The following is a 26,591-nucleotide window of genomic DNA, read 5'->3' as shown; positions in this document are numbered from 1 at the left end:
AGTTGTCTAAATAATGAACTTGAGTCTCTAGTCAATCTGCAAGTCCCTCATGCAACGCTTCACTCTCATTCTTGGATTGCTAGTCCTTGTCACGATGACTAATCGTGCATCGGCTCGAGTGCGTTTAGAGAACATTTGCACGATCTACGGTCAAAAGGAAGTTAAACTCACGGGGATGGGGTTAGTCGTTGGATTGCAAGGAACTGGCGACGGCGGAAGCAATCTGCCAGCCATGCGGGCACTGCAAGCCGCACTTCAACGCATGAATGCGCCCACGGTTGTGACCGAACTTCAGAACGCTAAAAATGTTGCGATGGTCATGGTCGAAGCCACGGTGCCCGCGACGGGACTCCGAAAAGGACAACGTCTGGATGCCTACGTGAGTTCCGTCATGGGGGCGAAAAGTCTAAGAGGCGGGCGGCTGTTAATCACACCGTTGACATCAACCGATCCACGTGCCCAAGACGTCGCACTCGCACTTGTGTCTGGACCATTGTTTATCCAAGAAGCCGGGCAAGAGACTACAGCAAAGATTCCTGGCGGAGTCGTCCTTGAACACAACTTTCCAAGTCTATTTCACGATGCGGCTAACGGGCATCGGGTAACATTGCTACTCGATGCTGCCCATTCGAGTTTTCACAGCTCCAACGAAATCGCGCGGGCTATCAACACGGAATTTGGTTTTGAGGTTCGGTACTCCCGGCTTGCGAAGGCGAGCGGGCCCGGTGTTGTGCAAGTACAGATTCCCGAGCAATACCATGACGACCCCGTCCAGTTTATCGCGTTGCTTCTCGCGATTAGTATCGAAAATCCACATACTCAAGCACGAGTTGTAGTCAATGCGAAAACGGGTGTGATTATTGTGACGGGTGAGGTTGAAATTAGTCCCGTTGTGATCTCTCACAAAAATTTGACAGTCCAAGTTGGCGGGGCGAATCCACTGCCAGTGGGGCCAATACCTGGTCGTTTCGTTCCCCTTGTGGACGATACCACCGAGGCGGCACCGCAGCGTCTTGATGACTTAATTCAGGCGCTCAACCAGCTTCGTGTGCCGACCGAAGATGTGATTGCAATCATTCGGGAACTTCATCGAACTGGGAAACTGCATGCGGTCTTCCAGGAACATGGCTAGTTTGAGTCTAGTGATGCTCTAGTACCTTATTCAGGGCTATCACTTTGCAAGGATGCAGATAATGTCATTAATCAATACCGCACAAATGCCCTCTGCGAAAGCTCCCAATGAGCAGGCTGAAGTTCGTCAAGCGTTTCAAGAATTTGTCTCGGGGACGTTCTTCCGTCAGATGATCAAGTCACTACGGAGTGCCCAAGGTGAGCCCGCCTACTTTCACGGCGGACAGGCTGAACGGATCTTTCAAGGCCAGTTTGACGAGCAGATTGCGGATGACCTAGCTGAGAAGCATGGGGGGGCTTTGTCCGAGCCGTTATTTCAGGCATTTGAATCGCAACGGACGGGGCAAACGGTCGCTTCGGTGAAACGGGCTGCAAGTGAGGCATCGGCTGGTTATTCGTCCTTGAAAACATTCGAGGCCACGGGAACTTCCCAAGTTTCCCGTTCAATTTCGTCGATCTGATAAATCAAACCGGTGTCACTGACCTAGGCCTTGAAAATATTGGAGCCATTCCTATGACGCCGCCACTCGATCAATCACTTGTTCGCGAGTTAGACCACCTGCTGAGTGGTTTGATCGCTACGAATGAGGAACTCGCAGCGATTCTATCCCAGCAGGATGAATTGCTAGTTGCAGCGGATGCGGTTGGTCTGCAGGCATCTGCTCAGAAGCAAAGTGAAGTTGTTGAGCGTCTTCAGTCACTATTGAGTCACCGTGAGGCATGGTTGAATAAAGTCCGAACTAGTGATCCATCGGTTAAGTCAATCTCGGATTGGGTTCAACAAGTGATATGCCCACAGACAGAGCAGTGGCGTGAGCAACTCTCAGTAATCAAAAAATCTTCGGATCGAGTTCGTCGTCAGAGTTGGCGTCAGTGGGTCGTTGTTCAAGGTGCACACCGTCATCAGTCTGAATTGTTGCACTTGATTGCAAGGAACGGTCGAAAAACAGTCGGTTATGGTCCATCGGCCAATCCCCCGTCGAGTGGCGGTGCCATCTTGGATGCCTCCGCATGACCGTGATGGAAACCAATCGAGTTGGCTGGAGTGAAACCCCATGAGCTTGAATGGAACGTTAAGTACTGCGGGGCGTTCGCTCGAGGTGTTTAGCGCCGGCGTGCAAGTAACCGGCGAGAACATCGCGAATTCCGGCACGCCCGGCTATATTCGCGAGGAGATCGCCCTCGAAACAGGTGGTTCCTACAGTAACGGGAACTTGCTGTTCGGGATCGGCGTCCTTGGGCAAGGCGTTCAGCAACAGATTGATCTCTATCTTGAGGGGCGACTATACTCTGCATCAACCGATGCCGCCGCGGCGGATGCTCGCCAAGAAATCTATAAGCAACTTGAGGTTGAACTTCGTGAACTTGGTGACAGTGATCTGTCGACGAGTTTAAGTGAGTTCCAGCAGTCCTTGGCGAATCTTGCCGACGAACCAGAGTCGGATTCGCTACGGTCCATCGCGGTACAACAAGGGCAGGAGTTGGCGAACGATATTCTTGATCTGCGTGCGCGCGTCGATCAGCTGCAACAAGATCAAACGGGACGTATTGGATCGCTGGTTGAGGAAGCCAATGGGCTGATTGATGAGATCGCGCGACTCAATCCAAGGATTGCCGGTCTCGAAGCTGCGAGTAATTTTTCGAGCGATGCTGGCGGTGAACGGTCGCAGCGTTATGCGGCTATGTCGCGACTTGCAGAGATTGTCCCGGTTCGTTTTCGAGAGAATCCTAGTGGGACTGTGGATGTTTATTCTGGTTCGAACTATCTTTTGTTAACTGGCTCAACACAACACTTGGAGGTGACGCGGACTAGTGAAAATGGGACTGTGACTAGCAGTGTTGTTGTAAGTGTCACTCAGGCGGATGTAAGTCGTTCGGGTGGCGAAATTCGTGGTCTCATTGAGGGACGAGATGACATTCTCGGAGGCTTTGTTGAACAGCTCGATCAGTTTGCCAGCGGTCTGATATCCGAGTTCAACCGTCTGCATGCATCGGGTGAAGGGACGGCTGCTTTTTCGACGCTAACATCGTTAAACGAAGTCAGCGATACGAGTGCGGCACTTAACGTTGTCGATTTGCCCACCACCCCCGAGCATGGCGAGTTCGAAGTCAAGATCCAGAACGAATTGACTGGGCTCGTAGAAACCACCACGATACCGATTGATTTGGATGGAATCGGGGCTGATACATCGCTTGACGACTTGCAAGCTACGCTCGATGCGATACCGAATCTCTCGGCAACAGTGACGCCTCGCGGGCAACTGCAACTTGATGCAGCTTCCGGATACACGTTCTCGTTTGCGAATGATTCAAGTGGTGTTCTCGCGGGTCTGGGCCTGAATACGTTCTTTACGGGTGCGGATTCAAGCAGTATCGGTGTGAATGCCGCAATTGTGCAGAACGCGGATTTGCTAGCGACCGGTCAAGGCGGTGGTCCTTCGGATGGTCGAAATGCGAGTCGATTGGCGGAGTTCCTAGACGGTCCCGTCGAGGGATTCAACGGGCGTACTCTGACAGAGTTCTATGAAAGTGTGGTAACTGATGTTGCCCAGAGTGCAGCTTCCGAAGAAACATTGTCGCAAGGATTGGCAACGTACCGCGATTCTTTGCAAAGCCAACGTGATCAGTTTTCCGGTGTGAGTCTCGATGAGGAAGCGCTGAAGCTTATTGAGTTTCAACACTCCTACCAAGCGGCTGCGCGAATCATTTCGACAGTCGATGAACTCATGCAAGTCATGCTGAATTTGTAACGTGATTCCTGTGACCGCGTTCTTGAATTTTAGTCTCTGATTCCTGTGCCATCATGACTATCGGACCGCTGCTAGCCGGACGTATTCCGAACTCGCTGGTTTCTCAGCGACTGAATCAGAATCTGCAATCGAGTCAGCAATTGTTAGCCCGATTGCAGGACCAAGCGGGGAGTGGGCAGAAGTTCTTTTTGCCGAGTGAGTCGCCCACGGCTGCGATCAGAACGATTGTGTTTCAACGAACCCTGGAACGCCACTCGCAGTATGAAACTAGCGTGCAAACGAGCACCTCGTTTCTCTCGGCGAGCGAGTTGGCATTGCAATCGGTGAGCGACGGGCTGAACGAAGCGAAGTCCATTCTGCTCACCGGGAGTGGCAACACTCTCAGCGAAGCGGAGCGATTGACGCTGGCGGAGGATGTGCAGTCGTTGATTCGCGGGATGGTTGGAACGGCGAATACTCAGTTTCGCGGTCGTTATCTATTCGGGGGAAGTCAGTCCGAGTCACCGCCGTTTGAGCTGACCGACTCTGGTGCGGTCTTGTATCAGGGGGACGGCTTGGCGATTGATTCCCGCGTTGATACTGGTATGACTATCGCGAACAACATCGATGGCATTACGGCGTTTGCTTCGCTTTCCGAGCCCGACTTGATTGATGCGGACCCGGCGCTCACGTTGCAGACGGCGATTGATTCGCTCAATGGTGGGTTGGGCGTGGACTTGGGTCAGGTCACAGTCACAGTCGATGACGGCGTGAATCAGCAGACGGAAACCGTTGATCTTGTCGGTGCTCGGCGGATCGAAGATGTGCAAACGCGGTTGGAGGCGGCGTTCGCTACGGGTCCGATCACGTTGACGGTGGAGGTCGATCCGGCCACAAGTTCCGGTTTGCGGCTGACGCCTTCATCGGGAACCGTGGCGGTGAGTGATGTCACGGGCTCTGCAGCGGCGGCTCAATTGGGAATCAATAGCACGGCCGTTGCAGCGATCAACGGCGGTGATTTGAATCCTCGATTGACGATGCAAACGGAACTTTCGAGTCTGAACGGCGGCACGGGAATCGGAGCCACCGTGGGAACCGGTCTGCAACTCACGCAGGGTGATCGAACGGTGACGGTCGATCTTTCCGCCGCGACGACGATTGAAGACGTGTTCAACGAGTTGCAGAAATCCGGGCTTGATCTCGTTACGGACATCGATTCGACGGGGCGGGGATTGATCGTGGCTAGCCGAGTGAGCGGCGTCGATTTTTCGATCGGAGAGAACGGCGGTCAGAATGCCACGCTGCTTGGTTTGCGGACGTTAACGGGCACAACTGCACTGGCGGAACTGGATGGTGGACTCGGAGTGCCGGTCGATGATGGAATACCGTTGCGGATTCAACGGCGAGATGGGACGGAAGTTGAAGTCGACTTGGCGGGAACGAAGACGGTGCAGCAAGTTCTCGATGCGATCAACGCCGTCGATCCCGGTGTGTTGGTGGCGTCGCTGAATGCTGTGGGAAATGGAATTACGTTGACCGACGATGACGGTGTAAGCACAGGGCCGTTAATCGTGGAGGACAACGCGGTTTCGTCAGCCTTGGGAATTGCGGGGCAAGAGAACGGTACTAACCCCGCGATACCTCTGATCGGAACTGATCAGAATCCGCAGGAACCACCGGGTGTGCTAGGAATCCTTGTGCGGTTGGAAGAGGCACTGCGAACGGGGGATCAACGCGAGTTGAACCGCTTGCAACCCTTGTTTAACGATGAGGCCGACCGCTTCAACGCCCTGCGTGGCGAAGTTGGAGCGGATCTGAAGGTGTTAGAAACTGTCGCCAATCGGCTGGCTGATCGCGAAGTGCAAATTCAAAGCGACCTCTCGCAGGAGTTCGACGCTGATCTAACCGAAATCATCACGCAAACGAACAACATTCAAATCGCGTTGGATGCCACACTTCGCATCGCGGCTCAAACCAGCCAACTGACGTTGCTTTCTTACCTGTAGTTTACGCGATGAGGTCTTCGACCACGTGTCCATGCACGTCGGTCAAACGGAAATCGCGACCGGCGTAGCGGTACGTAAATTCTTCGTGATTGAAGCCCATCAATTTGAGAATCGTCGCGTGCAAGTCATGAACGTGAACACGATTTTCAACGGCTTTGAAACCGAATTCGTCGGTGGCTCCGTAGGCTTGCCCACCTTTCACACCACCACCGGCGAGCCACATGCTGAAGCCGTAATGGTTGTGATCGCGACCGTTGATCTTGCCTTGATTACTGCCCTTCTTCGGCATTTCGACAACAGGCGTTCGACCGAACTCGCCACCCCAAATCACGAGCGTTTCGTCAAGCAATCCGCGTTGTTTTAGGTCGGTGAGAAGCGCCCCGATGGCTTGATCGCATTGCTTGGCGAGTCGACGGTGATTGACTTCAATGTCGTCGTGGTTGTCCCACGGCTGACCGGCTCCATGCCAGACCTGCACGTATCGCACACCGCGTTCGACGAGTCGGCGGGCAATGAGGATTTGCCTCGCTTGGGTGCCAGGGCCGTAGGCATCGAGGATGTGCTTCGGCTCCCGTGAGATATCGAACGCATCAGCGGCTTCGTGTTGCATGCGGTAGGCAAGTTCAAAGGATTGAATGCGTGCTTCCACAACGGGATCGTGAACTCGCGACGCTTGATATTTGGCATTGAGCGTTTGCAACAAATCGAGTTGTCGACGTTGTTCCGGTCCCGCGATGCGTTTGTTCTCGACGTGTTCGATCAGCTTGTCGATCTGCGTATGCTTCGTGTCGATGTACGTTCCCTGATAGATACCCGGCAGGAAACCGGCTTGCCAGTTCTGCGATTCCTGAATCGGATAGCCACCCGGACACATCGCGATAAACGCTGGCAGGTTCTGGTTCTCGGTTCCCAATCCGTAGGTGAGCCACGAACCGACACTTGGGCGAATCAACCGGGCATCGCCGCAGTTCATCAGCATCAGTGAAGGTTCATGATTGGGCACATCAGCGTGCATGGAACGAATCACGGCAATGTCGTCGATGTTCTTAGCAGTTTTGGCGAATAGCTCGCTGACTTCCAATCCGCACTCGCCGTACTTCTTGAACTTGTACGGCGAAGCCAACGCCGCTCCCGTCGGCCGTTCCGTTTTGAGGTTCTCGATCGGCAACTTTTTGCCGTGATACTTCGTCAATTGCGGTTTCGGATCGAATGTGTCGACCTGCGATGGTCCACCGTTCATGAAAAGGTGAATCACCCGTTTGGCTTTGACCGGGAAATGCGGGTTCTTTGGCGAGAGTGGATTCGTGCTGGCCGCCGATCCGGTTTCCGCCAACATCTGACCGGCAAACAACGCCCCAAAACCCATTCCACAACGGGTTAACGCTTGACGACGAGTGAATTGTGGTGAGAGCATTGGAATGATTGGGCTGGAGGAGGGAGAAATCAGGCTGGAATCCACCAATGGTTGGTGTGTACTAAATCTCGCAATGTGTACGGTGCAATTTTTATTTTACGCGATCAGTCGATTGCTGACGAGGCTAAAGTCGGGCAGTGGCGGTCGAGCCAGTCGGACGGGGATTTGGCGGGACCATCGCTGCGGGCGTGTTTGGCGAAGTGTCGTTGGGCGTGACGGACGCGACGATTGACGAATGGCAAGCGAATCGCCTCTCGGTCATCGAGTCCCATCGCTTTGAGAATGTCCCGTAGTTGTTCCCCCGCGAACGGGGCCAACAGCGGATCACCTACGGAAATGTGAAATTGCACATCGCAGGGGTTTCGCAGTCCGGCGGCAAACTGAAGCACGTCGGCATCTCGATCCGCTAAAAAATGACGCTCGGCGATCAAGATCGATATGTGAGCAGAATCGTCGGTTTGAACGCTTCCCAGATCATCTGTCGGCAACCAATCGACCAGGGATGTCATGATGGGTTGCGGTTCCAGGGAGGACGTCCGGCGATCGAATTCGGACATCGGAATCGGACCGCTTTGCGGATCGAACTCGATGCCGGCATTGTCGAACTCCGCTTCGACTACCGCGAGGGTTTCCGGGAAGTGAGCAGCGACCAAACTCAGCCCCGTTTGCGTGCGGCGTTGCCAGTCGAGAACTAACCCCCGATGCTTCACCGGTGGGGTAAGCCAGACCAGATCCGCATGGACTTTCACGGGCGAACGGCGAGCAAATGGATTCCAGAACGGCATGAAGATTATCGGGTGAGTGGTATTGGTCGAAACTTTTCGGAATTCGCGATGGTCACGTTTACTGCGCGGTCTACAATACGACAATGCACATTTGATTCAATATCATGATTCGGGTTGTTCATGGATCGAAACGCCAAATTGGAAATCCTGGCGGACGCCGCCAAGTACGATGCATCTTGCGCTAGCAGCGGTGCGAAGTCTACGCGGAAAGATAGTCGGCTGGGTAGCACCGAAGGCATGGGGATTTGTCATAGTTATACGCCCGACGGAAGATGTGTCTCGCTGCTAAAAATTCTGCTCACAAACTATTGCATCTACGATTGCCAATACTGCGTGAATCGCGTGACGAGTGACACGCCACGGGCTCGCTTCACACCGCAGGAAGTTGTGCAACTCACGCTCGACTTCTACCGTCGGAATTATATCGAAGGGTTGTTCCTGAGCTCGGGAATTATTGTGAATTCCGACTACACGATGGAACAGCTGATCCATGTCGCTCGCACGTTACGGGAGGAGCATGGGTTTGGTGGTTATATTCATCTCAAGACGATTCCCGCAGCGGCAGACGAGTTGATCGAAGAAGCCGGTTTATGGGCGGATCGGTTGAGTGTGAACATTGAACTGCCGACCGAATCGGACCTCAAGAAACTCGCGCCGGAGAAGAAGAAACCCACGATTACGGGGGCGATGAGTCACATTCGGCAACGACGCGACGAAATTCAGTCCGATCGCAAAGCCGGTTTCAAAGCTCCGCGATTCGCACCCGCCGGACAAAGCACGCAGATGATCGTCGGAGCCACCGATACCCCGGACGCGGGCATTCTGCGAACCGCGAGCGAGTTGTACGGCGATCATCGATTGAGACGCGTGTATTACTCGGCGTTCAGTCCGATTCCGCACGCGGACGCCCGTTTGCCGGGGTTGGCTCCGCCGTTGATGCGGGAACATCGGCTCTATCAAGCGGATTGGCTGATGCGGTTTTACGGCTTCAATGTCGACGAAATTGTCGACGATGCCCAACCCGATTTGAGCTTGGAACACGATCCGAAAATGGCGTGGGCGTTGCGACATCGGGAGTTCTTTCCGGTCGATCTCAATACGGCTCCGCGTGAAGCGATCCTGCGTGTACCCGGTATCGGGACCCGAAACGTCACTCGAATTCTGAAGATGCGACGTTGGAAACGGATCCGCATCGAGGATTTGAAAAAGCTCCGTGTGGTGATGAAGAAAACATCGCCGTTCGTTTTGGCGGATGGGCACAATCCGGGGCTGAAAGACCTTGAGCGTTTGGATCTCGGTCGAAAAGTTCAGACAAAACATCGGCAACTCACGCTGTTCGATGCCGCGGGGTCGGCGTTGACGGGGGAAGTATGATCACGCGGTCGGCAAAGTTCTTTGAAGAGTGGCGGGCTATCGCGCGGGAGCTGCTGCAATCCGGTATTCGCCCCGACGACATTCGTTGGCACGATCGCTGGCAGAAAACCAACACATTGCTATTCGCGGATGAAGAATCGGACGACTTGCCAACCCGCGAGCAGATCGCCAAGCCGTTTACGGTGTCTCCCAAGTTTCTTTTGTTGGCGAAGAAGGTTGCGGCCCATCGAGATCCCCAACGTTGGGAGCTGCTTTATCGTGTTCTCTGGCGAATGACGCACGGGGAGCGGCATCTGCTTGACGTCAGCTCCGATGACGACGTGCTCTCACTGACAAAGATGGACGCAGCCGTCCGCCGAGAAGCTCACAAGACCAAAGCTTTCGTGCGATTTCGTTCGGTGCAGCGGGACGGTGAAGAATATTTTGTCGCTTGGCATCGTCCAGATCATTACGTGTTGCGGCTGACGGCTCCGTTCTTTTCGCGTCGCTTCCCGGAAATGCGTTGGACAATTCTCACACCATACGAATCCGCAACTTGGGACCCCACCGCGAAGGAACTGCAATATGGCGACGGCGTGCCGGCATCGGAAGCTCCGTCGCCAGACGAGTTGGAAGACCTGTGGAAAACCTATTACGGAGCGATCTTCAACCCCGCTCGGATTAAACTGAAAGCGATGCGGGCGGAGATGCCTATGAAGCATTGGCCGACGCTGCCGGAAACCAAAATCATTCCCGATCTGCTCGCCGATGCTCCGCGACGCGTTCAAACAATGATCTCCCAAACCGAAGGATTCGCGATGTCCGCCACGAATTTTCTGCCGGAAACGAAGACCTTGGAAACCCTCGCCCACGCTGCCGCATCGTGTGAAGGCTGCGATCTCTACAAGGAAGCCACGCAGACGGTTTTCGGCCAAGGACCGGCATCGGCACGCGTGATGATGGTCGGCGAATGTCCCGGCGATCAGGAAGACTTGCAGGGTGAACCGTTCGTCGGACCAGCGGGGCAACTCTTAAACGACGTATTGCAAACCGTTGGGATCGATCGCGATTTGGTCTACATCACGAACACCGTCAAACACTTCAAGTGGGAACCGCGTGGTCGCCGACGGCTCCACAAGAAACCGGGAGCCCGTGAAATCGCCGCATGCAAACCGTGGCTGGAAGCAGAGATCGATGTGGTGAAACCGGACGTGGTGATGTGTTTGGGGGCGACGGCGGCTCAAGCGATCATTGGTCGTGACTTTCGCATCACAAGGCAACGAGGTGAATTCGTTGAGACCGATTGGTCACCACTGACGATCGCCACCTACCACCCCTCTGCTCTACTCCGTGCTCCCGACCCCGACGCAAGAGCCAATATGCAATCTGCGTTTGAAGCCGACCTCCAAAAAGTCGCCGACAAATTGAATGGCCATGAAGCAGCATAAGAGGGGTGTGTTCGTTTGTGTATGGCGTGATGTTCCGACTGGTAATTTGGTCATGGTTGAAAAGTTTCAAAAAAATGAATTTCTTTCGCAAGCCAATCCAGAATTCTAAAACAGACATCACAAGAAGAGTATTTGCCCTAAAGCGTGCTTTGAGCATTGGTTACGGTATTGCGCGTCGAAGAACGTGCAAATTCAGAGGTGTGGACGCTTGGTTAGTGGACCCCGACATCTGGTAGGAATTGTTCGGGTTATCCTCAAAATGAGCGAATTTGTGGACAACGGGGGGCGGAGTTTTTAAGATCGCTCGCGTCAACAAAATCAAACACACCTCTTCGCAAACACCATGCGAAGAACGTTTCAACCAGGGCCGGGCCATGAAAATCGCAGGACTTGATTTTCGATCAGTGGTTGCAAAATCACTCACCGGCGTTGGGATCTTGTTGAGCACCGAACATACGAAGCTGTAATGACGGCAAGCTTCCCGTTAGCTTGTCGTTTTTTTACTGAAACGGATGCACTGGATGTGCATCGGCCCCCGAAAGGATTCGACCATGGCCCGGAAACCACTGATTGGTATCAACGCTGATTTTCGTCCTGCTCGTAAGGATTCCATTCCACTCACCTGGATCAACTCTGGTTACTACGACTCCGTGACGGCGGCTGGTGGTCTCCCCATGGTGATTCCACCACTGGCCAGCGATGATGACCTGCGACAGTACTTGGAAATGCTGGATGGCTTGGTCATTACCGGTGGTGCATTGGATCTCGATCCAATCCGCCTGGGATTGGAACCTCACCCATCAACCCGACCGATGCCCAATCGCCGGGAAGACTTTGACCGTCGTCTGTGCCGTTTGGCTGTCGAAATGAAAATCCCGGTGCTCGCCATCGGACTGGGGATGCAAGAACTCAACGTTGTTTGCGGAGGAACTCTGTACCAACACGTGACCGAAGACGTTCCGAAGGCGTTCCATCACCGCGATACCGTCGAAAACTGTCTCCGGCACATCATTGATATCGTCCCAGGCACGCGGGTCGACAAGATTTATGGTCCTGGCGAAATCCGTGTGAACAGCCAGCATCATATGGCCGTCGATCAGTTGGCCCATTGTTTCAAAGTCTCCGCAACTGCCGGGGACGGAGTGATCGAAGCTTACGAATCAATCAGCGACGATTGGTTCTGTCTCGGTGTCCAATGGCACCCGGAAAACACAACCGCTTCGGCCCTCGACATGCAGGTCTTCGAGAACTTCCTCGAAGCTTGCGAAGAACCAGAACCGGCTTTGTTGCAAATGCCACAACGTCGGGCGGCTTGAGAAAGAACTCGAACCAACCGAAATTTTGCGACTCTCGCAAGACATGCTGGAATAATTCGGTTTTGAATGTGATGAAGTCAGTGGCTTCATCACATTCAAATCGGAACCGTGTGGAATCCGTGATCGGTAGGATGCCGGTCAATACGGGGCATGGACGCCAACTTTCCGCACGGGAACCATCATGGTAATAATTTCGGGTGACTCTCCCAAAACTGTGCCGCCGTCAATGGGCGGCGGTTTTCCGCTTGAATCACGTGCAGCGGTAGCGTGTCGATCACCTGCAATGACGACATGTCTCGCAGGACGCCCCAACCGGTTTTGATGGTCTCTGGCGTAAGCAGAATCCGCTGAAGAGCCAACCGTGAAAGCGGAGAAAGATCGGTGATTGGCGTGTCGATGATGTTCAATCGTTGCAGCGATGACATCGTTGCTAACGGAGATAAATCTTCGACGAGCGTGCCTTGAATGTCCAAACTGGTGATCGAGCGGTTCGCGAGCGGTGAGAGGTCTTTCACCTTGGTGTCGACCAACCACAAGGTTCCGATACTGGTGTCCGGCAGGCTGCTTAAACTTTCAAGCGATGTGCCCACGAGATTCAGTTCTCGCAATGACATCCCCTCCAGTGCCGACAAATCTTTGACGGGTGTTGCACTGAGGTAAAGCTTTGTCAGCGGTAGTCCTTTGAGCGGTGATAAATCCGAAACCTGGGTTTCTTCCGCGAATAACGCTTCCAACGGCATCCCAGCGAGCGGCGACAGGTCGGAAACCTGCAATCCACGCAGGTCGAGTTCTCGCAGCGGCAACCCTTTCAATGGGGCCAAATCCGTCACGCCGGAATCGTACAAATTCACCGCGACAATCTGCCCGCCCCGTTCGACAAATTCGGCTTTCTCGTTGGCTCCTAGTTCAACTCGTAATTCCTCCACCGAACGCGTCTGTGAGGAACCATCCGGCTTCTCCGACTTCGACGTAGACGGGCGTTCGGCCGGTGCGACTGGTGTAGCCGCTTCCGGTTCGGCTGGTGATTCGCCGCCACCGCATCCCGAACCAACCACCAATATCCCGAGACAAATAAGCCGCTGCGGCAGATTCACAAGCTGACCCTCCGAAAATCCATCAATTGCGATTCGCACAAACATCTCCGCTCACCGTACCAGACAGACTGGAATTCGTCACGCGGTCCGTGCACACTGGCTTCCAATTCAAACTTCGTTGATTAGTCATGGAATGTGGGAATTCGGGTCTCATGCAACAAATTCGCGAGCGGCTCCAGCGGGACGAACTAACGATCATTGCCGGTGTCGGACGGGCGATGCACCACAACTTGCTCCAGATGATCGGCATGCAAGGCGGCTTTCACGGCGTGTGGTTCGACCACGAACACGTCGGTTTCACGATGCCGGAATTGGAAGTGGGCTGCTTGGCCGTTCGGAGTGTTGGGTTGGAGTCTTTCACCCGCATTGCCCCCACCGATTACGCCCTGGTGACGAAGTGTCTGGAAGCAGGCACCGGTGGTGTGATGGCGGCTCAGATTTTCACCGCGGACCAAGCCCGACAATTTGTGCAGTGGTCCCGATTTTACCCGCACGGATGTCGCGGGTTGAACACCGGCGGATACGACGGGAAGTACGCGACCACGCCACCGGCGGAATTCTGCGAGCAAGCCAACAAGAATTCCTACATCGCAATTCAGATCGAAACACTGTCATCGGTGGATGAAGTCGACGAAATTGCGGCCATCGAAGGCGTGGATTCCCTGTTCGTCGGGCCGAGTGATCTCAGTCAGGCGCTCGGCGTGACGGGGCAATTCTTCCACGAGAAATGCCTCGAAGCGATCGACCGTGTTGCGGCGGCGTGCCGGAATCATGGCAAGAGTTGGGGGGCAGTTTGCGTGTCTCCGGAACATGGCGAGATGCTCGTCGACAAGGGGTGCCGACTGCTCTCACCAACGAACGAACTGAAAATGTTCTCCGCTGGCATCGCGTCGACGAAGAACGTCTACAGCAAATTCTTTTGAACCCTGCACCAATGCGTGCCACGGCTGTGTCAGCCGTGCGTTCTCAAGTTTGTCGGTCAACACGGCTCACAGGGGCGTGGCACACGGGGGCATCGTTCACTCGCCGAAGGTGCTTTTCCGACGCAGGATGTGGTGATAATGCTGAGCGAACCGGTGTGATTCATCCCGAACGTACTGCAACAATCGCAATGCGAACGAATGCCGACTGAGTTTTCGCGGCTCGCTTTCGCCGGGAACGTACACCTCTTCCTCGCGTTTGGCGAGCGAGATGACGAATGGCGGTGGTGGCGTGACGCCGATGGTTTCCATCGCCCCGAGTGCCGCATTCAACTGCCCTTTGCCACCGTCAATGAGCAGAATATCGGGGAACTTTCCGTGTTCTTGTTGCAGGCGGCGGAGTCTGCGGGACACGACTTCCCGCATCGAACCGAAGTCGTCCACGCCGTCGACGGTTTTGATTTTGAACCGTTTGTAACCATGCTTGAACGGCAGACCATCAATGAATTGCACCAAGCTCGCGACGGTTTCCCCACCTTGCAAATGGGCGATATCCATCCCTTCGATCACGCGTGGCATCTCGGGGAGTTGGAAGATCTTCTGCAAACCCTTGAGACCTTTTTTCGGGTCGACATAAAACGCCTCGGGTTGGGCATGTTGTTCCAGATCGCCACGCAGGTGAATCGTTTCCAACGCTTTGATGTCGTCTCGTAAGCGTGCGGCTTTTTCGAATTTGAGTTCCTTGGAGGCCGCCGCCATCTCGGCTTGCAGTTCCTTGATGACCTTGGCTTTCTTGCCATCGAGGAACATTCGCAGTCGGGCGATGTCGCGTTTGTAGTCTTCCTGACTGATCCGCAAATTGCATGGTGCGGTACATTGGTTGATGCTGGCGAGCAAACACGGTCGGAACCACCGCCAACGCTCGTCCTGCTCGTCGATATCCAGTGTGCAGGTGCGGAAGCGAAAGATCTTCTGCAAAACCGTAATCGTACCCCGAAGTTGGCCCGCACTAGTGAACGGGCCGTAGAGTTTCACACCTTTGGTTTCCGGTTTGCGGGTGAACTCGATGCGGGGAAAATCCTCGTTGGTGGTGATCTGCAAGTACGGAAATGTTTTGTCGTCTTTGAGGTCGGTGTTGAACTTCGGCTGAATGTCTTTGATCAGTCGGGCTTCGAGCAAGAGCGCATCGACTTCGCTATCCGTCGGGATATGGTCGATGTGATCAATTTCCTTGACCAACTCCGCCGTTCTGCGTTCGACGGCCGCTTGCGACGAAAAGTAACTCAACACGCGACTACGAAGATTGACGGCTTTGCCAACGTAAATCACACGGCCCTGAGAGTCCTTCATCAGATACACGCCAGGTTCGGTCGGCAGTTCCCGGGCTTCGGCGTACGCCGACAACCGCCCGTGCACGTGCCCGTCGGCCGGTAATTCCGTCTGTGTATTATCGTCCGTGTCCGCCATGACGTTTCTTCCTACGGTCTAACTGCGTTCGTCACCGAGTGGTATTGTTCGCTGAATTGTGAAAACGTCAATACTCTGTCTCACAGTGAACTGAGGTACTGATTCACACAGGTGATGCCGAGTGCTCCATCACCGACGGCAAAGGCACATCGTTTTGTGGTGCCGCTACGAACATCTCCCGCGGCGAACACACCGGGCGATGTCGTTTCCAATTCGCAAGGTGGGCGATCGAGTGTCCACAGTTCGTGGTTTTGAATCGACGGCCCAGCGAGGACGAAACCTTTGTCATCGGTGGCGACGGAATCAGGGAGCCATTCCGTGTGTGGTTTGGCTCCGACGAAAACGAACATGCCGGCACAATCGATGTGGTCGCGGGCGTCGGATTTGTTGTTCCGCATGGCGATGGATTGAAGTGAGTTTTCGCCAAGGACTTTATCCACTTCGGTGTGAAGCAACACATCGATGTTCTCGGCGGATTCGATTCGACCGGCCAGATAGTCGGACATACTTTTACGAAGATTGTCGCCACGCAGCAGAATTTTGACACGTTGGGCATGTCTGGCGAGGAACATCGCCGCCTGTCCCGCCGAATTTCCGCCTCCCACCACGATTGCGGTTCCATCCTGACACACCCTCGCTTCGACACTGGTTGCGGAATAGTAAATTCCCGAACCCTCGAACCGCTCGCAATTCTCGATGGGCATGCGGCGGTAAGACACGCCGGTGGAAATCAGCACGGTCTTGGTTCGCACGACCTGTCCCGTGCAGAATTTCAGATGGTGTTCGCCGTTCGTTTGAGTTGTCATCGACACGACGGAAACCGGGGCGGTGAATTCCGCTCCGAACTTGAGTGCTTGCAGGTATCCGCGATGGGCCAGTTCGGCTCCCGGCAGACCGGACGGGAACCCCATGTAGTTTTCGATCTTTGAACTCTGCCCCGCTTGCCCGCCCGGTCCGACGCGATCGACAACCAAAGTCTTGAGTCCTTCGGATGCCCCGTACACCGCCGCCGCCAAACCCGCCGGCCCCGCACCGACGATCAGAACGTCATACAATTCGTCCGGGATTTCCCGCGAAATCCCCAGGCACTCCGCGACCGTTGCCAACGACGGTTGCCGCACGACACGCGCACTGCACGCGAGAATCGGTGTGTCTTGCGGAGTCGCATCGAACTCGGTGAGCAATCGTCGGCCGTCGTCGGTATCACATTCGAAGAAGGTGTGCGGCACGTTGTTCTTGTAGAAAAACTCGCGGAGTCGCAATGCCTCTTTCGAGTGTGGTTCGCCGACAACGCGGATGCCCTGAAACTCGGTTAGTTCCAGCAGGTTTCGTCGGGTTTGAAACGCTTCGAGGAGTTTATCACTGAGTGACGGGATTTCGTTCAGCATCCGCCGGATACGTTTGGCGTCGACTTCGATCACCTCACACCCGCCCCGCGACACAGCCGAAACAACCGTCGGTCGACCGGTGAGCAAATCGACGTCTCCCGTGAATGTGTTCGCGAGATGCGTCACGACTTCGTGGGCTTGCCCCGTGGAGTCTTCAATGATGACCACAGCTCCCGACTTGACCGCGAAGAACGAGAAATCTTTGTCACCACTCGAAAATAACGCCTCACCGTCGGCGAAACTTCGGACGCGACCGAGTTGCTCCAGGCAACTCATTTCGTCGGCGGATAGCGTGGGAAATGCCGTTTCGAGATCGGTTCGGTAGGTCATGATTTTGCATTCTTCGTCATGGTAAGTAAGGCCAGTAGGTCAATTGTTTCTTGTGATGGGCGACGAACCGGACGTCCCCATCTTGTGAAACGACCAACACCGTTGCATCCGGAATACCAGCCACCAAGCGATAGGCCGACCGATGCCGCGTACCGCCGGAATCTGCCGGTTCGACCACGCATTGCCCCGCTTCGAGATCCAACGCTCGATGAATTTCCCTCACCGGTGTGTCTCCGAGGATTTCCGCCCCGAAACCAATGAGTCGAAACCCACGATCGAGAACCAACGAACCGTCGATGCTCATGAGGTCGGCCAAGAAATGGCTGAACTGAATCAATGCCTGATCGAGCGCGACGAGTTCGAGATCCTCAAGCCGACCGTAATCCTCCCAACGAACGGTCTGCAAGCCGGCGGCCGCACCGACTTCACGTCCACGGATCATCAAGCGGATCATAAGTCTGTGGAAACGCTGCGTGGCATCGTCCTCGCGAAACCGCACGCGGAACCGGAACCAATCGTCGAGAGGCACCGAACTTTCGTGTTCTCTGGGAAGGTAAATCAACATCCCGCCGTGACCGTTCTCTCGCACCAACCGCAGCGTTTGTCGAATGACGCTTTGGGCCACATCTTTGACGAAGGAATCGCAAATTTCCGTCGTCGAGTTCGGTGGGGCGATTTCGTCGAGTTGTCGGAGCAACGAAGTTCGAAACGATTGAAACCGCCGCGGCAACCATCGGGAGCGAAACGGATCAAAACCATCGGTCAAAATCTTTCCGTTCGCCGACTCCAGCACTCGCGAATCACCGCAACCGGCGATCAGATGACCGGCTCCCAAACACTGCACGACCAAACGAGTCGGCAGCAACGATTCCCGGTGCCGATCACTTTCGCTGCGGTTCACCCAGTCGGTGCCGGTAACGATCTGTCCCCAAATGAAGAACTCATCGTCGATTACACTCACCGCCAACAGCGACCGATAGAAGTTCGCCGCTTCGGAGAGTTTTCGCAACTCGTGAGGCGTCAATCGGGTGGGCTGAGCGAACCGGAGCACATGCAGTCGGCTGCCGCCGGATTGCAATTGTTCGTCGAAATCTTCAGGTTCCGCGATGAGGACTCGACACCGAACGTGATTGCCCTCCTCCCGCAATAAGCTTGCTTGATAAAGGGTATCGAGCAAACGCCCGCACAACTCCCGACTGGGCAGCAAAGACCGAGAGAAACCCTGTTGCTCCCAACGATCCAGCAAGGCCCGCGTCATGTCTGCGGGGTAATGGGAGAATGATTTCATCGATCGTCACGTCCTCCGTTGAGATGGACTATTCAAGACTGATAGTATGGCCGGGGTGATTCTATCGACAACCCCGACGATAGGAAACACGTTCAAATCCCCTCTCCGTTTCTGCGAGTCTGGCTATGCTTCGAGTCTTCGGATGCACGCATCTCTGCGTTCCTTTTGCGAGGTTGCTTGCCGTCGGTTTGCTTGCGTGTTGGGCGGGAATGGAACGTTGCAACATCGCGGTCGCCGCTGACCGACCGAGTATCGTGCTGATCCTGGCGGACGATCTAGGATACGGGGAGTTGGGCTGTTACGGTGGTGAGGAGATCCCCACACCGCATATTGATTCCATCGCGGCCGGTGGAGTGCGGATGACCGACGGCTACGTGACCGCACCGTATTGTGCGGCATCGCGAGCGGGGCTGATCACCGGGAGATACCAAACTCGGTTTGGCTTCGAATTCAACCCAATCGGAGCCCGAAACGAAGATCCCGATGTCGGGTTGCCGGTGCGTGAAAAGACGATCGCCGATGATTTGCGACTCGCGGGATACGCCACCAGTTTGGTGGGGAAATGGCATCTCGGCGGCACGGCGAAGTTTCATCCTCATCGTCGTGGCTTCGATGAATTCTACGGTTTCATGCATGAAGGCCACTATTTCGTTCCGCATCCGTGGAGCGGCGTGAAGACTTGGCTACGTCGAAAAACGCTCCCCGATGGTGGACAAGGCCGCTGGACTTCGGACGATGGCCGCGTGATTTGGTCGACACACATGGGCTACTTCGAACCGGCGTATAACGCCAACAATCCGATTCTCCGTGGGAGTCAGCCAGTCCAAGAAACCGCACACCTGACCGATGCGATCACCCGGGAAGCGGTGGACTTCATCGACCGATCTCATCAGCAACCGTTTTTCTTGTTCGTCTCGTACAATGCGGTCCACAGTCCGATGCAAGGAACGGATTCTTATCTCCAGAAGTTTGCGGGGATCGAGGATATTCATCGTCGGATTTTCGCGGCGATGTTGTCTCACCTGGATGATGGGGTCGGGCGAATTTTGCGGCAACTCGATGAGACCGGCATTCGAGACGACACCCTGGTGGTCTTCCTAAGCGACAACGGTGGACCGACTCGCGAACTGACAAGCAGCAACGCTCCGCTACGTGGCGAAAAAGGTTCCGTCTACGAAGGCGGGATTCGAATTCCCTTTCTGATGCAGTGGCCGAGCAAGTTACCGAAAGGTGAGACCTACACCCATCCCGTGACATCGCTCGATCTCGCGGCCACATTCCGTGCGGTGAGTGGGCAAGTCGACCGATCGACCGACGGCGTCAACTTGTTGCCATTCCTGACGGGCTCCCAAACGGAACCACCCCATTCGCAGTTGTTCTGGCGTATTGGCGGGCGACAGGCATTCCGAGCGGGCGATTGGAAAATCGTTCGGCACGGTCGTGGAAACTCCGTTCCGAAGTGGGAACTCTACAACCTCAAGAACGACATCGCCGAAAGCACCAACCTGGCGACCAAGCACGCCGACAAACTCGAACATCTCGCTCGTCAGTGGGAGATTCTCAACGCGGAAATGATCGATCCCGCATGGTAGTTCGAACCGGATTAGTTGCCTCCGCCGAACATGGCGTCCCACCGGCGTTGCATTTCTTCCGGGGAAACGTCTTCGATGTGCGAACCGAGCAACCACTCATGCCCGAACGGATCGAGCACTTTCGATGACCGTTCGCCATAGAATTGGTCTTTGGGTTCCATCACGAGTTTCGCACCGGCGTCGACCGCTTGTTGTGTCATCGCGTCGACGTCGTCCACATGCAGATGAATCGAAGACCCTGTACCACCAAACGCTTCCGGTCCTTGAATGCCGTGCTCCGGGTATTCGTCGGAGAACATGACCACGTACGTGCCGAATTCCAGTTCGGCGTGTCCGATTCGTCCGCTCGGTTCACTCAGTCGAAATTTCTCGGTGGCTCCGAACGCTTTCTTGTAGAACTCGATGGCATCGCTTGCGTTGCGAACTCGCAAGTAGGGGAAGACGTCACGAATGGTGTTCTCGGCCATGAACTTTCCCTCGAATGCAGACGACTACTCGGAACCGTGATAACTGCGGTCGAGCAAATCGATTGGATGCATGACCGGCAGCGGTTTCCCATTCTTTCGCAATTCCGCCCCAATTTGCAAGGTGCAACCGGCGTTGGCACTGATCACGATATCCGCACCGGTCGCTTCAATGTTCGTTCGTTTGCGAGCACCAAGACGGTCCGCCATCTCCGGTTCGGTTAGATTGTAACTCCCCGCTGCTCCACAGCAGATGTCCGATTCCGTCAACGGAACGAGTTCCAATTCGGGAATCAGTTGCAGCAATTCCCGCGGTGCACTGCGGACCTGTTGCGCGTGGACCAAGTGACAGGCATCGTGATAGGTCGCTTTTAACGGCACCGGATGCGTCGGCGGAATCGGTCCCAGTTCGGCGAGGAATTCAGAGACATCTTTGATTCGACCGGCGAACTTCGTCAGCGATTCCTGCAATTGGGAATCATCCGGACGGAGTTCCTTCGCGACATGCCCGTAGTCTTTAAGCATCGAACCACAACCGGCGACGTTGACGATGACCGCGTCCAAATCGTCAGGGAATGCGTTCAGGTTGCGGGTGAAGAAGTCAATCGCCGGGTCTGCCGCACCGCTGTGGTAGTGAATCGCGCCGCAGCAATTTTGCTCCTGTGGGATAACGACTTCGCAACCGTTGGCCTGCAACACCCGAGCGGTCGCCCGGTTGGTGTCCGCGAACACCGCTTCCGCCACGCAGCCGGTGAACAGACCGACTTTTGCCCGCTTCGGTCCGATCGGCGGGAGCACCGTGGGGAGTTTCGACGGACGTGCCGACAACGGCGGCAGCAGAGACTGCATCCGCCGCAACGGTGTCGGCAGAAGTTTCGTCAAACCGACCTTTTCAGCGAATCGATCGAGCTTGAGTTTCTGCATCCATCGGGCTGGCAGCAACGCCCATTTCATGCGGTTCGGATATGGAAACAACCCATACAGCACGATTCGTCGAAACCAACCGGGGCCACCGTTCTTTTTGTCTTCGGCTTGTTCCAAGTCCACGCGGAACGGTTCGATCAGCCGTCCGTATTGTACACCCGATGGGCACGCCGTCTCGCAACTTCGGCAATCGAGACACAAATCGAGATGCCGTTGGACGGTGTCGCTCATCGGCAACCGACCATCGGTGACGGCTCGCATCAGGTAAATCCGCCCGCGGGGCGAGTCATTTTCATTCCCGGTTTCCAGATACGTCGGGCACGCGGACGTACACAGCCCGCAATGCACACAGTCGAGAAACCGATCATACGGAATCGCTGCCCCGAGGGGGGACGAGTCCGGCGATGGTTGCGTTTCCGTCGATGATGTTTCACTCATCATTTTCACTTTCGACCCGGCGTAGGGTGCGTCGTGACGCACCATGATCTCGCGCGGAATTGCGGTGCGTCACGACGCACCCTACAACGACCAATCTTCTACGAAAACAATCGACCGGGGTTTAACACGTCATACGGATCGAGTTTGGATTTGATTTCCCGCATCAACCGCAACGTGGACTCCGACTGATCAAACACCGACAGTTCCTTTTTCCATTCGCTTGGGCACAATTCGACGGTGAGGCGTCCACCGAGTTCGTGGGCCTTCTCGCGGAGTTGTTGAACGAGCGACGGTGCGGAATCATTCGGCAGCACACCAATGACGACCCCGTCACCAGCATGAGCGGAGAGGGCCACATCCATCGCGTCGGCCACTTCGAGAAAGTTCAAACACTTCGATGGCGGCAACGTGACGCGGACGGTCGACTGTGGTTTCACCGGTGGCCAAGTTTTTCGACGGTAATCACGTAGCGGATGCAACACGCGTCCGTCGAGGTTCTCCCATTCGGATTGCAATTGACGACATTGCCAATGCACGTCAGCTTCGCTGCCTTCGATCATCACGGCCATTCCCCAGGGTGTCGAGTGGAACGGCTCTTCGTTGGCTTCGGCCATCATCCGAGCGGCTTTTTGATTGACAACTTCCACCGCCACCGGTCGACACGCTGACGATGACAGATTCGCAATCGCCGCATCACATTGGGAAAGATCATCAAAGCCGATCAACTCCCACGCATCCGCCATCGGGACAGGCATTGATTGCACTTTGAACGTCGCTTCCGTGATGACCGCGAGTGTCCCGAACGAACCGATCAGAAGTTTGCACAAGTCGTAACCGGCGACGTTCTTCACCACACGACCGCCGGCGTGAAAGGTGCGGCCGAGCCCGTCCACCGCCGTCACACCAATGAGGAAATCCCGTAATGTGCCATGACCAAACCGACGCGGACCGGACACATCACACGCGAGAATTCCCCCGACCGTTGCGGACTTGGGATCAGGCACATCGATTGGCAATTCCTGAATCTCCGCCCGCAGTGTTTTCGTTAATTCTGCGATCGTCATCCCCGCTTCGACGGTGATTGTCATGTCTCGCGTGGGGTAATCGATGACGCGGTTCAACTTCTTCAGGAAGATGTTCGTCACCGGTTTCGACAGCGGACATCCATACTCCAACGCCGTCCCGCCACCGACGATCTGAAACGCTTGGCGTTCACCGGCGGCATTGGCTTGAAGGAACTCGCTGAGTTCTTGTGTCGTTGAGGGCGTGAATTCGGGCATGGGAAATTACATCGCGGCGCGGCGGGTGGGGTGGGATTTTTCGATGGGGGCATGATGTTCCATGCCGCAGGCACCGGCGGTGGGGAGCATCTTTTGGGGGCTGCATCGGCCATCGGGATTGAACGCTTTGCGGACGTCGTCCATCACGGCCAAATCGTCTTCCGTGAAGAGTTGACTCATAAAGTTGATCTTCTCGACGCCGATGCCATGCTCTCCGGTCACGCTGCCGCCGAGTTCAATGCACTTCGAGAGGATTTCATCGCTCGCAAGCATCACGCGGCGGATTTGGTCTTGGTCGCGTTCGTCAAAGAGCAGAATCGGATGGATATTCCCGTCGCCCGCATGGAACACGTTCACTACGCGGATGCCATGTCGGTTTCCGCTTTCGGTGATGGCGGCGAGAATCTCCGGGAGTTTCGTGCGGGGAACGACGCCGTCTTGCGTGCAATAACTGGGGCTGAGACGACCGATCGCCCCGAACGCTTGCTTGCGGCATTTCCAAAGCAGTTGGCGTTTTTCAGGTGTGTCGGCGGTGCGAACTTCGCGGGCATTGCGGCCGTTGCAAAGTTCAATGATCTCCCGCGCTTCGCGATCAACGGAGACTTCCAATCCGTCGACTTCAATCAGCAGCACCGCACCCGCATCGAGTGGAAAACCAAAATGGAAAGCATCTTCGAGGGCGGTGATGATGCCTTGGTCCATCATCTCCAAAGCGGCGGGAATGATGCCGGCGCCGATAATATCACTGATCGCGTGCGTGGCGTCAGCGACGGTTTCGAACACGCCGAGCATCGTGCGATACGCGACCGGATCACGCGTGAGACGGACAATCACTTTCGTGCACACGCCGAAAGTGCCTTCGCTGCCGACGAATAAACCGGTCAGATCGTACGCGCCGGGTTCGTCCACGATGCCGCCGATCTCCGTCAGCGTGCCATCGGGTTGGACGAATTCGATGCCGAGCACATGGTTGACCGTCACGCCATATTTCAACGTATGCGGACCGCCGGAGTTTGTCGCCACGTTCCCGCCAATTGTGCACGCCCCCTGACTGGACGGGTCCGGTGCGTAATGAAAACCCGTGCCTGCGAGATGCCGCGTGAGATGCACATTCACCACACCCGGTTCCACGACGGCGTACCGATCTCGCAGGTTGACTTCGAGAATCTTGTTCATCCGCGTAAGGGCGATCATCACGCCACCGCCGATCGGCAGGCATCCGCCAGCCAAACTCGTACCGGCTCCGCGAGGAACAAACGGCACATCATGTTCGTTGCAGGTTTGAACAATCTTCACGACTTGTTCGGTCGTGGTCGGAAAGACCACAACGTCGGGCGTTTTCTTCTCGACGACGTAGCCATCACACTCGTAAACCAGCAATTCTGCCGGATCGTAGAGCAGACCGTCTTCGCCAACAATTTCACGGAGTCGATCAAGAAACGCGGACGCGGTGGCAGCGGTCATGACGGGTGTCTCAGAGGGATCTCGGTTTTGTCACATTCGACGTCTTCGGGTGCCAGTGGCACCCGAACTTCAGAGCACTCGAGTGTTCCATCAATAGTGAAATCCGTTTTTGCGGATGTGGACCATGGGCTTGTCTTCGTCAATCTTCTCGCCGGCGTGGGCGGATTCGATTTCGACGAGATAAACCACATGGTCGCCGCTTTCGATTTTGTTGCTCACCTTCCCGACGAGGTACCCTAACGCACCAGCGAGTGCGGGCACATTGTGAGCGGTATCGGCGGTGTCGATCCCTTCGAAGGCCGGTTGATCAGGCTCGAAACCCTTGCCGAAGTGCTTGAGGTAACTCGTTTGCGAGGCTCCAACCAGGTTCAGCACCACGTGCGGCGATTTGGTGAGCCAATCGTTGAGATACCGCGACTTGTTAACGGCCATCGTCACGGCGGGCGGATTGAAACTGGCTTGCTGCACCCAACTGGCCAGCATACCGGTCGCATGGCCTTCACCATCGGTGGCGGTCAGAATAAACACGCCGCTGGGAGTCCGACCGAGCACGCGACCGATCGTTTCCAATTCGGCGGTGGTCTCTTCGGGAGTGGACATTCGAGGAGCTTTCTGATGAACGAATTCTTGTCGTTTTGGTTTCGCTCAGTTTAGCTCAATCTCTGGCCAGTTGCACGCACGCGGAGTGCGGATCACCGCGTGATGGGTCAATCGGGGCAAATAGACGCGATCAGCGATCGCAATTCCTCGGCGGTGATGTCGGTGATGAGAAAAGTCTTCGAGCGGTTTGTCTCTCCCGAGACGAGTTGAATTTGGCTTTTCCGCAGTCCCAGAGATTTTGCGAGCGTCTTGATAAACGCGGTGTTCGCTTTGCCTTTCTCCGGTGCCTGCGTGACCGAGACCTTCAAGCCGCCATCGTGAACGCCGACGATCCCATTCCGACTGGCTTTCGGTTGGGCATGAACCGGCAGCAACACGCCTCCGTCGGTCGATCGTAAATTGATGTCATCACTCATGCCGGGTCTCCGAAATCAAATGGTCGGCGAGTTCGGGAAGTTTTTCGCTGGATATTCCTCGAAGACATTGAAACTCCTCCAAAGCAGGCGGGTCGGGATCGATCAAAATCTTTTGCGAGGCATCGGCGAAGAAGTTGATGAACCCGGCTGCTGGATACACCCGAGCCGACGTGCCGACACACACAAAGATACCGTCTTCGTCAGCCAACTTCTGACGAGTACGATGCAGCAGGTCTAATTCCTCTTCACTTTGACGCACCGCTTCACCGAACCAAACGACATCCGGCCGCATCTGTCCACCGCATTTCGGGCACATGTCACCGAGTTCGACGGCCGACTCGGCGACGGTTTTGTAGTCACAACAAAAGCGGTTGTCGGAGTCGGGATTGATGTCGGCGTGCCATTCACATTTCTTGCGGTTGATCGAACCGTGTAAGTGGATCACCTCCTGACACCCGGCCCGTTCCAACAAATCGTCGATGTTCTGCGTGATGTTGATCACGCGGAAATGCTCCTGCAACTTGGCGATCGCCTCGTGACCGGCGTGCGGAATGGCTTCACGGTAAAGATTGAACCGCATGGCGTAGAATCGCAGCACCAGTTCACGGTTGCGGAACCAAGCGGAGTGCTCGGCGAGGTCTTCGAACTTGTGGTTCTCCCACAATCCGCCGCTACCGCGAAACGTTGGCAACCCACTACACGCCGACAACCCCGCCCCGCTGAAAATGACGATGGTTTTCATCA

Annotated in this window: 23 protein-coding genes; 10 read left to right on the top strand and 13 right to left on the bottom strand. The window is 55.4% G+C overall.

Annotated elements, in window-relative coordinates; all coding sequences use genetic code 11:
• Nucleotides 1–49: 49 nt before the first annotated feature.
• The 5 genes from G6R38_RS19905 (at nt 50) to flgL (ending at nt 5,866) form a co-directional block, all read left to right on the top strand.
• Complete coding sequence (locus tag G6R38_RS19905) at nt 50–1,132, top strand: flagellar basal body P-ring protein FlgI (RefSeq protein WP_166830363.1); 1,083 nt, start codon at nt 50–52, stop codon at nt 1,130–1,132.
• 61 nt (nt 1,133–1,193) lie between these two features.
• Nucleotides 1,194–1,592 (top strand): rod-binding protein, encoded by a 399-nt coding sequence (locus tag G6R38_RS19900; RefSeq protein ID WP_166830361.1) that lies wholly within the window; start codon nt 1,194–1,196, stop codon nt 1,590–1,592.
• 53 nt (nt 1,593–1,645) lie between these two features.
• The gene (gene flgN, locus G6R38_RS19895) at nt 1,646–2,146 is read left to right on the top strand and encodes a flagellar export chaperone FlgN (RefSeq protein ID WP_166830359.1); all 501 of its coding nucleotides are present in this window, start codon (nt 1,646–1,648) and stop codon (nt 2,144–2,146) included.
• A 40-nt stretch (nt 2,147–2,186) separates the two neighbouring features.
• Entirely contained in the window at nt 2,187–3,881 is a 1,695-nt protein-coding gene (flgK, locus tag G6R38_RS19890) for a flagellar hook-associated protein FlgK (protein ID WP_166830357.1), read from the top strand.
• 53 nt (nt 3,882–3,934) lie between these two features.
• On the top strand, nt 3,935–5,866 hold the full coding sequence (flgL, locus tag G6R38_RS19885) for a flagellar hook-associated protein FlgL (protein ID WP_166830355.1): 1,932 nt from the start codon (nt 3,935–3,937) through the stop codon (nt 5,864–5,866).
• A gap of 1 nt (nt 5,867) precedes the next feature.
• Here the strand turns inward: flgL and G6R38_RS19880 are convergent, their stop codons facing one another.
• Both G6R38_RS19880 and G6R38_RS19875 read right to left on the bottom strand, forming a co-directional pair.
• Nucleotides 5,868–7,280 carry a DUF1501 domain-containing protein gene (locus tag G6R38_RS19880; protein WP_166830353.1) on the bottom strand — a complete coding sequence of 471 codons (1,413 nt, stop codon included), beginning with the start codon at nt 7,278–7,280 and terminating at the stop codon, nt 5,868–5,870.
• Between the two features lie 104 nt (nt 7,281–7,384).
• Complete coding sequence (locus tag G6R38_RS19875; protein ID WP_166830351.1) at nt 7,385–8,065, bottom strand: hypothetical protein; 681 nt, start codon at nt 8,063–8,065, stop codon at nt 7,385–7,387.
• A 120-nt stretch (nt 8,066–8,185) separates the two neighbouring features.
• Between G6R38_RS19875 and G6R38_RS19870 the strand changes: the two genes are divergently transcribed.
• From G6R38_RS19870 to G6R38_RS19860, 3 genes are all read left to right on the top strand, one after another.
• A complete protein-coding gene (locus tag G6R38_RS19870; RefSeq protein ID WP_166830349.1) occupies nt 8,186–9,439 on the top strand; it encodes a putative DNA modification/repair radical SAM protein in 1,254 nt (417 codons plus the stop codon).
• On the top strand, nt 9,436–10,866 hold the full coding sequence (locus tag G6R38_RS19865) for a UdgX family uracil-DNA binding protein (RefSeq protein ID WP_166830347.1): 1,431 nt from the start codon (nt 9,436–9,438) through the stop codon (nt 10,864–10,866). The genes G6R38_RS19870 and G6R38_RS19865 overlap by 4 nt, the downstream gene beginning before the upstream one ends.
• A 551-nt stretch (nt 10,867–11,417) precedes the next feature.
• On the top strand, nt 11,418–12,182 hold the full coding sequence (locus G6R38_RS19860; protein WP_166830345.1) for a gamma-glutamyl-gamma-aminobutyrate hydrolase family protein: 765 nt from the start codon (nt 11,418–11,420) through the stop codon (nt 12,180–12,182).
• 179 nt (nt 12,183–12,361) lie between these two features.
• Here G6R38_RS19860 and G6R38_RS19855 read toward each other — a convergent pair whose 3' ends face one another.
• Nucleotides 12,362–13,321: a leucine-rich repeat domain-containing protein gene (locus tag G6R38_RS19855; protein WP_206028647.1), complete on the bottom strand. Its 960-nt coding sequence runs from the start codon at nt 13,319–13,321 to the stop codon at nt 12,362–12,364.
• A 107-nt stretch (nt 13,322–13,428) separates the two neighbouring features.
• On the opposite strand from G6R38_RS19855, the gene G6R38_RS19850 reads away from it, so the two are divergent.
• Nucleotides 13,429–14,199 carry an HpcH/HpaI aldolase family protein gene (locus G6R38_RS19850; RefSeq protein WP_166830341.1) on the top strand — a complete coding sequence of 257 codons (771 nt, stop codon included), beginning with the start codon at nt 13,429–13,431 and terminating at the stop codon, nt 14,197–14,199.
• Nucleotides 14,200–14,295: 96 nt separating this feature from the next.
• Here the strand turns inward: G6R38_RS19850 and G6R38_RS19845 are convergent, their stop codons facing one another.
• The 3 genes from G6R38_RS19845 to G6R38_RS19835 form a co-directional block, all read right to left on the bottom strand.
• Nucleotides 14,296–15,663 carry an excinuclease ABC subunit UvrC gene (locus G6R38_RS19845; protein WP_166830339.1) on the bottom strand — a complete coding sequence of 456 codons (1,368 nt, stop codon included), beginning with the start codon at nt 15,661–15,663 and terminating at the stop codon, nt 14,296–14,298.
• Nucleotides 15,664–15,743: 80 nt separating this feature from the next.
• Nucleotides 15,744–17,381 (bottom strand): FAD-dependent oxidoreductase, encoded by a 1,638-nt coding sequence (locus tag G6R38_RS19840; protein WP_166830336.1) that lies wholly within the window; start codon nt 17,379–17,381, stop codon nt 15,744–15,746.
• 16 nt (nt 17,382–17,397) lie between these two features.
• Nucleotides 17,398–18,669, bottom strand: coding sequence for a putative sensor domain DACNV-containing protein (locus G6R38_RS19835; RefSeq protein WP_166830333.1), 1,272 nt, complete (start codon nt 18,667–18,669; stop codon nt 17,398–17,400).
• Between the two features lie 125 nt (nt 18,670–18,794).
• Between G6R38_RS19835 and G6R38_RS19830 the strand changes: the two genes are divergently transcribed.
• Nucleotides 18,795–20,261, top strand: a complete 1,467-nt coding sequence (locus G6R38_RS19830) for a sulfatase-like hydrolase/transferase (RefSeq protein ID WP_166830330.1) — start codon at nt 18,795–18,797, stop codon at nt 20,259–20,261.
• 11 nt (nt 20,262–20,272) lie between these two features.
• Here G6R38_RS19830 and G6R38_RS19825 read toward each other — a convergent pair whose 3' ends face one another.
• The 7 genes from G6R38_RS19825 to G6R38_RS19795 all read right to left on the bottom strand — a co-directional run bounded on the left by G6R38_RS19825 (nt 20,273) and on the right by G6R38_RS19795 (nt 26,589).
• The gene (locus tag G6R38_RS19825; protein ID WP_166830328.1) at nt 20,273–20,728 is read right to left on the bottom strand and encodes a VOC family protein; all 456 of its coding nucleotides are present in this window, start codon (nt 20,726–20,728) and stop codon (nt 20,273–20,275) included.
• 24 nt (nt 20,729–20,752) lie between these two features.
• The gene (locus G6R38_RS19820; protein WP_240928295.1) at nt 20,753–22,090 is read right to left on the bottom strand and encodes a (Fe-S)-binding protein; all 1,338 of its coding nucleotides are present in this window, start codon (nt 22,088–22,090) and stop codon (nt 20,753–20,755) included.
• Nucleotides 22,091–22,185: 95 nt separating this feature from the next.
• Nucleotides 22,186–23,367 (bottom strand): FAD-binding oxidoreductase, encoded by a 1,182-nt coding sequence (locus G6R38_RS19815; protein ID WP_166830326.1) that lies wholly within the window; start codon nt 23,365–23,367, stop codon nt 22,186–22,188.
• 6 nt (nt 23,368–23,373) lie between these two features.
• A complete protein-coding gene (locus G6R38_RS19810; protein ID WP_166830324.1) occupies nt 23,374–24,831 on the bottom strand; it encodes an FAD-binding oxidoreductase in 1,458 nt (485 codons plus the stop codon).
• Between the two features lie 90 nt (nt 24,832–24,921).
• Nucleotides 24,922–25,431: a flavin reductase family protein gene (locus G6R38_RS19805; RefSeq protein ID WP_166830322.1), complete on the bottom strand. Its 510-nt coding sequence runs from the start codon at nt 25,429–25,431 to the stop codon at nt 24,922–24,924.
• A 107-nt stretch (nt 25,432–25,538) separates the two neighbouring features.
• The gene (locus G6R38_RS19800; RefSeq protein ID WP_166830320.1) at nt 25,539–25,847 is read right to left on the bottom strand and encodes a DUF167 domain-containing protein; all 309 of its coding nucleotides are present in this window, start codon (nt 25,845–25,847) and stop codon (nt 25,539–25,541) included.
• Entirely contained in the window at nt 25,840–26,589 is a 750-nt protein-coding gene (locus G6R38_RS19795) for an SIR2 family NAD-dependent protein deacylase (protein ID WP_166830318.1), read from the bottom strand. The genes G6R38_RS19800 and G6R38_RS19795 overlap by 8 nt, the downstream gene beginning before the upstream one ends.
• Between the last annotated feature and the right edge of the window lie 2 nt (nt 26,590–26,591).

It is taken from the genome of Thalassoroseus pseudoceratinae (assembly GCF_011634775.1).
Classification (GTDB): Bacteria; Planctomycetota; Planctomycetia; order Planctomycetales; family Planctomycetaceae; genus Thalassoroseus; species Thalassoroseus pseudoceratinae.
Note: the sequence above shows the minus strand (reverse complement) of the source record. Positions and strands in the feature narration are given on the sequence as shown.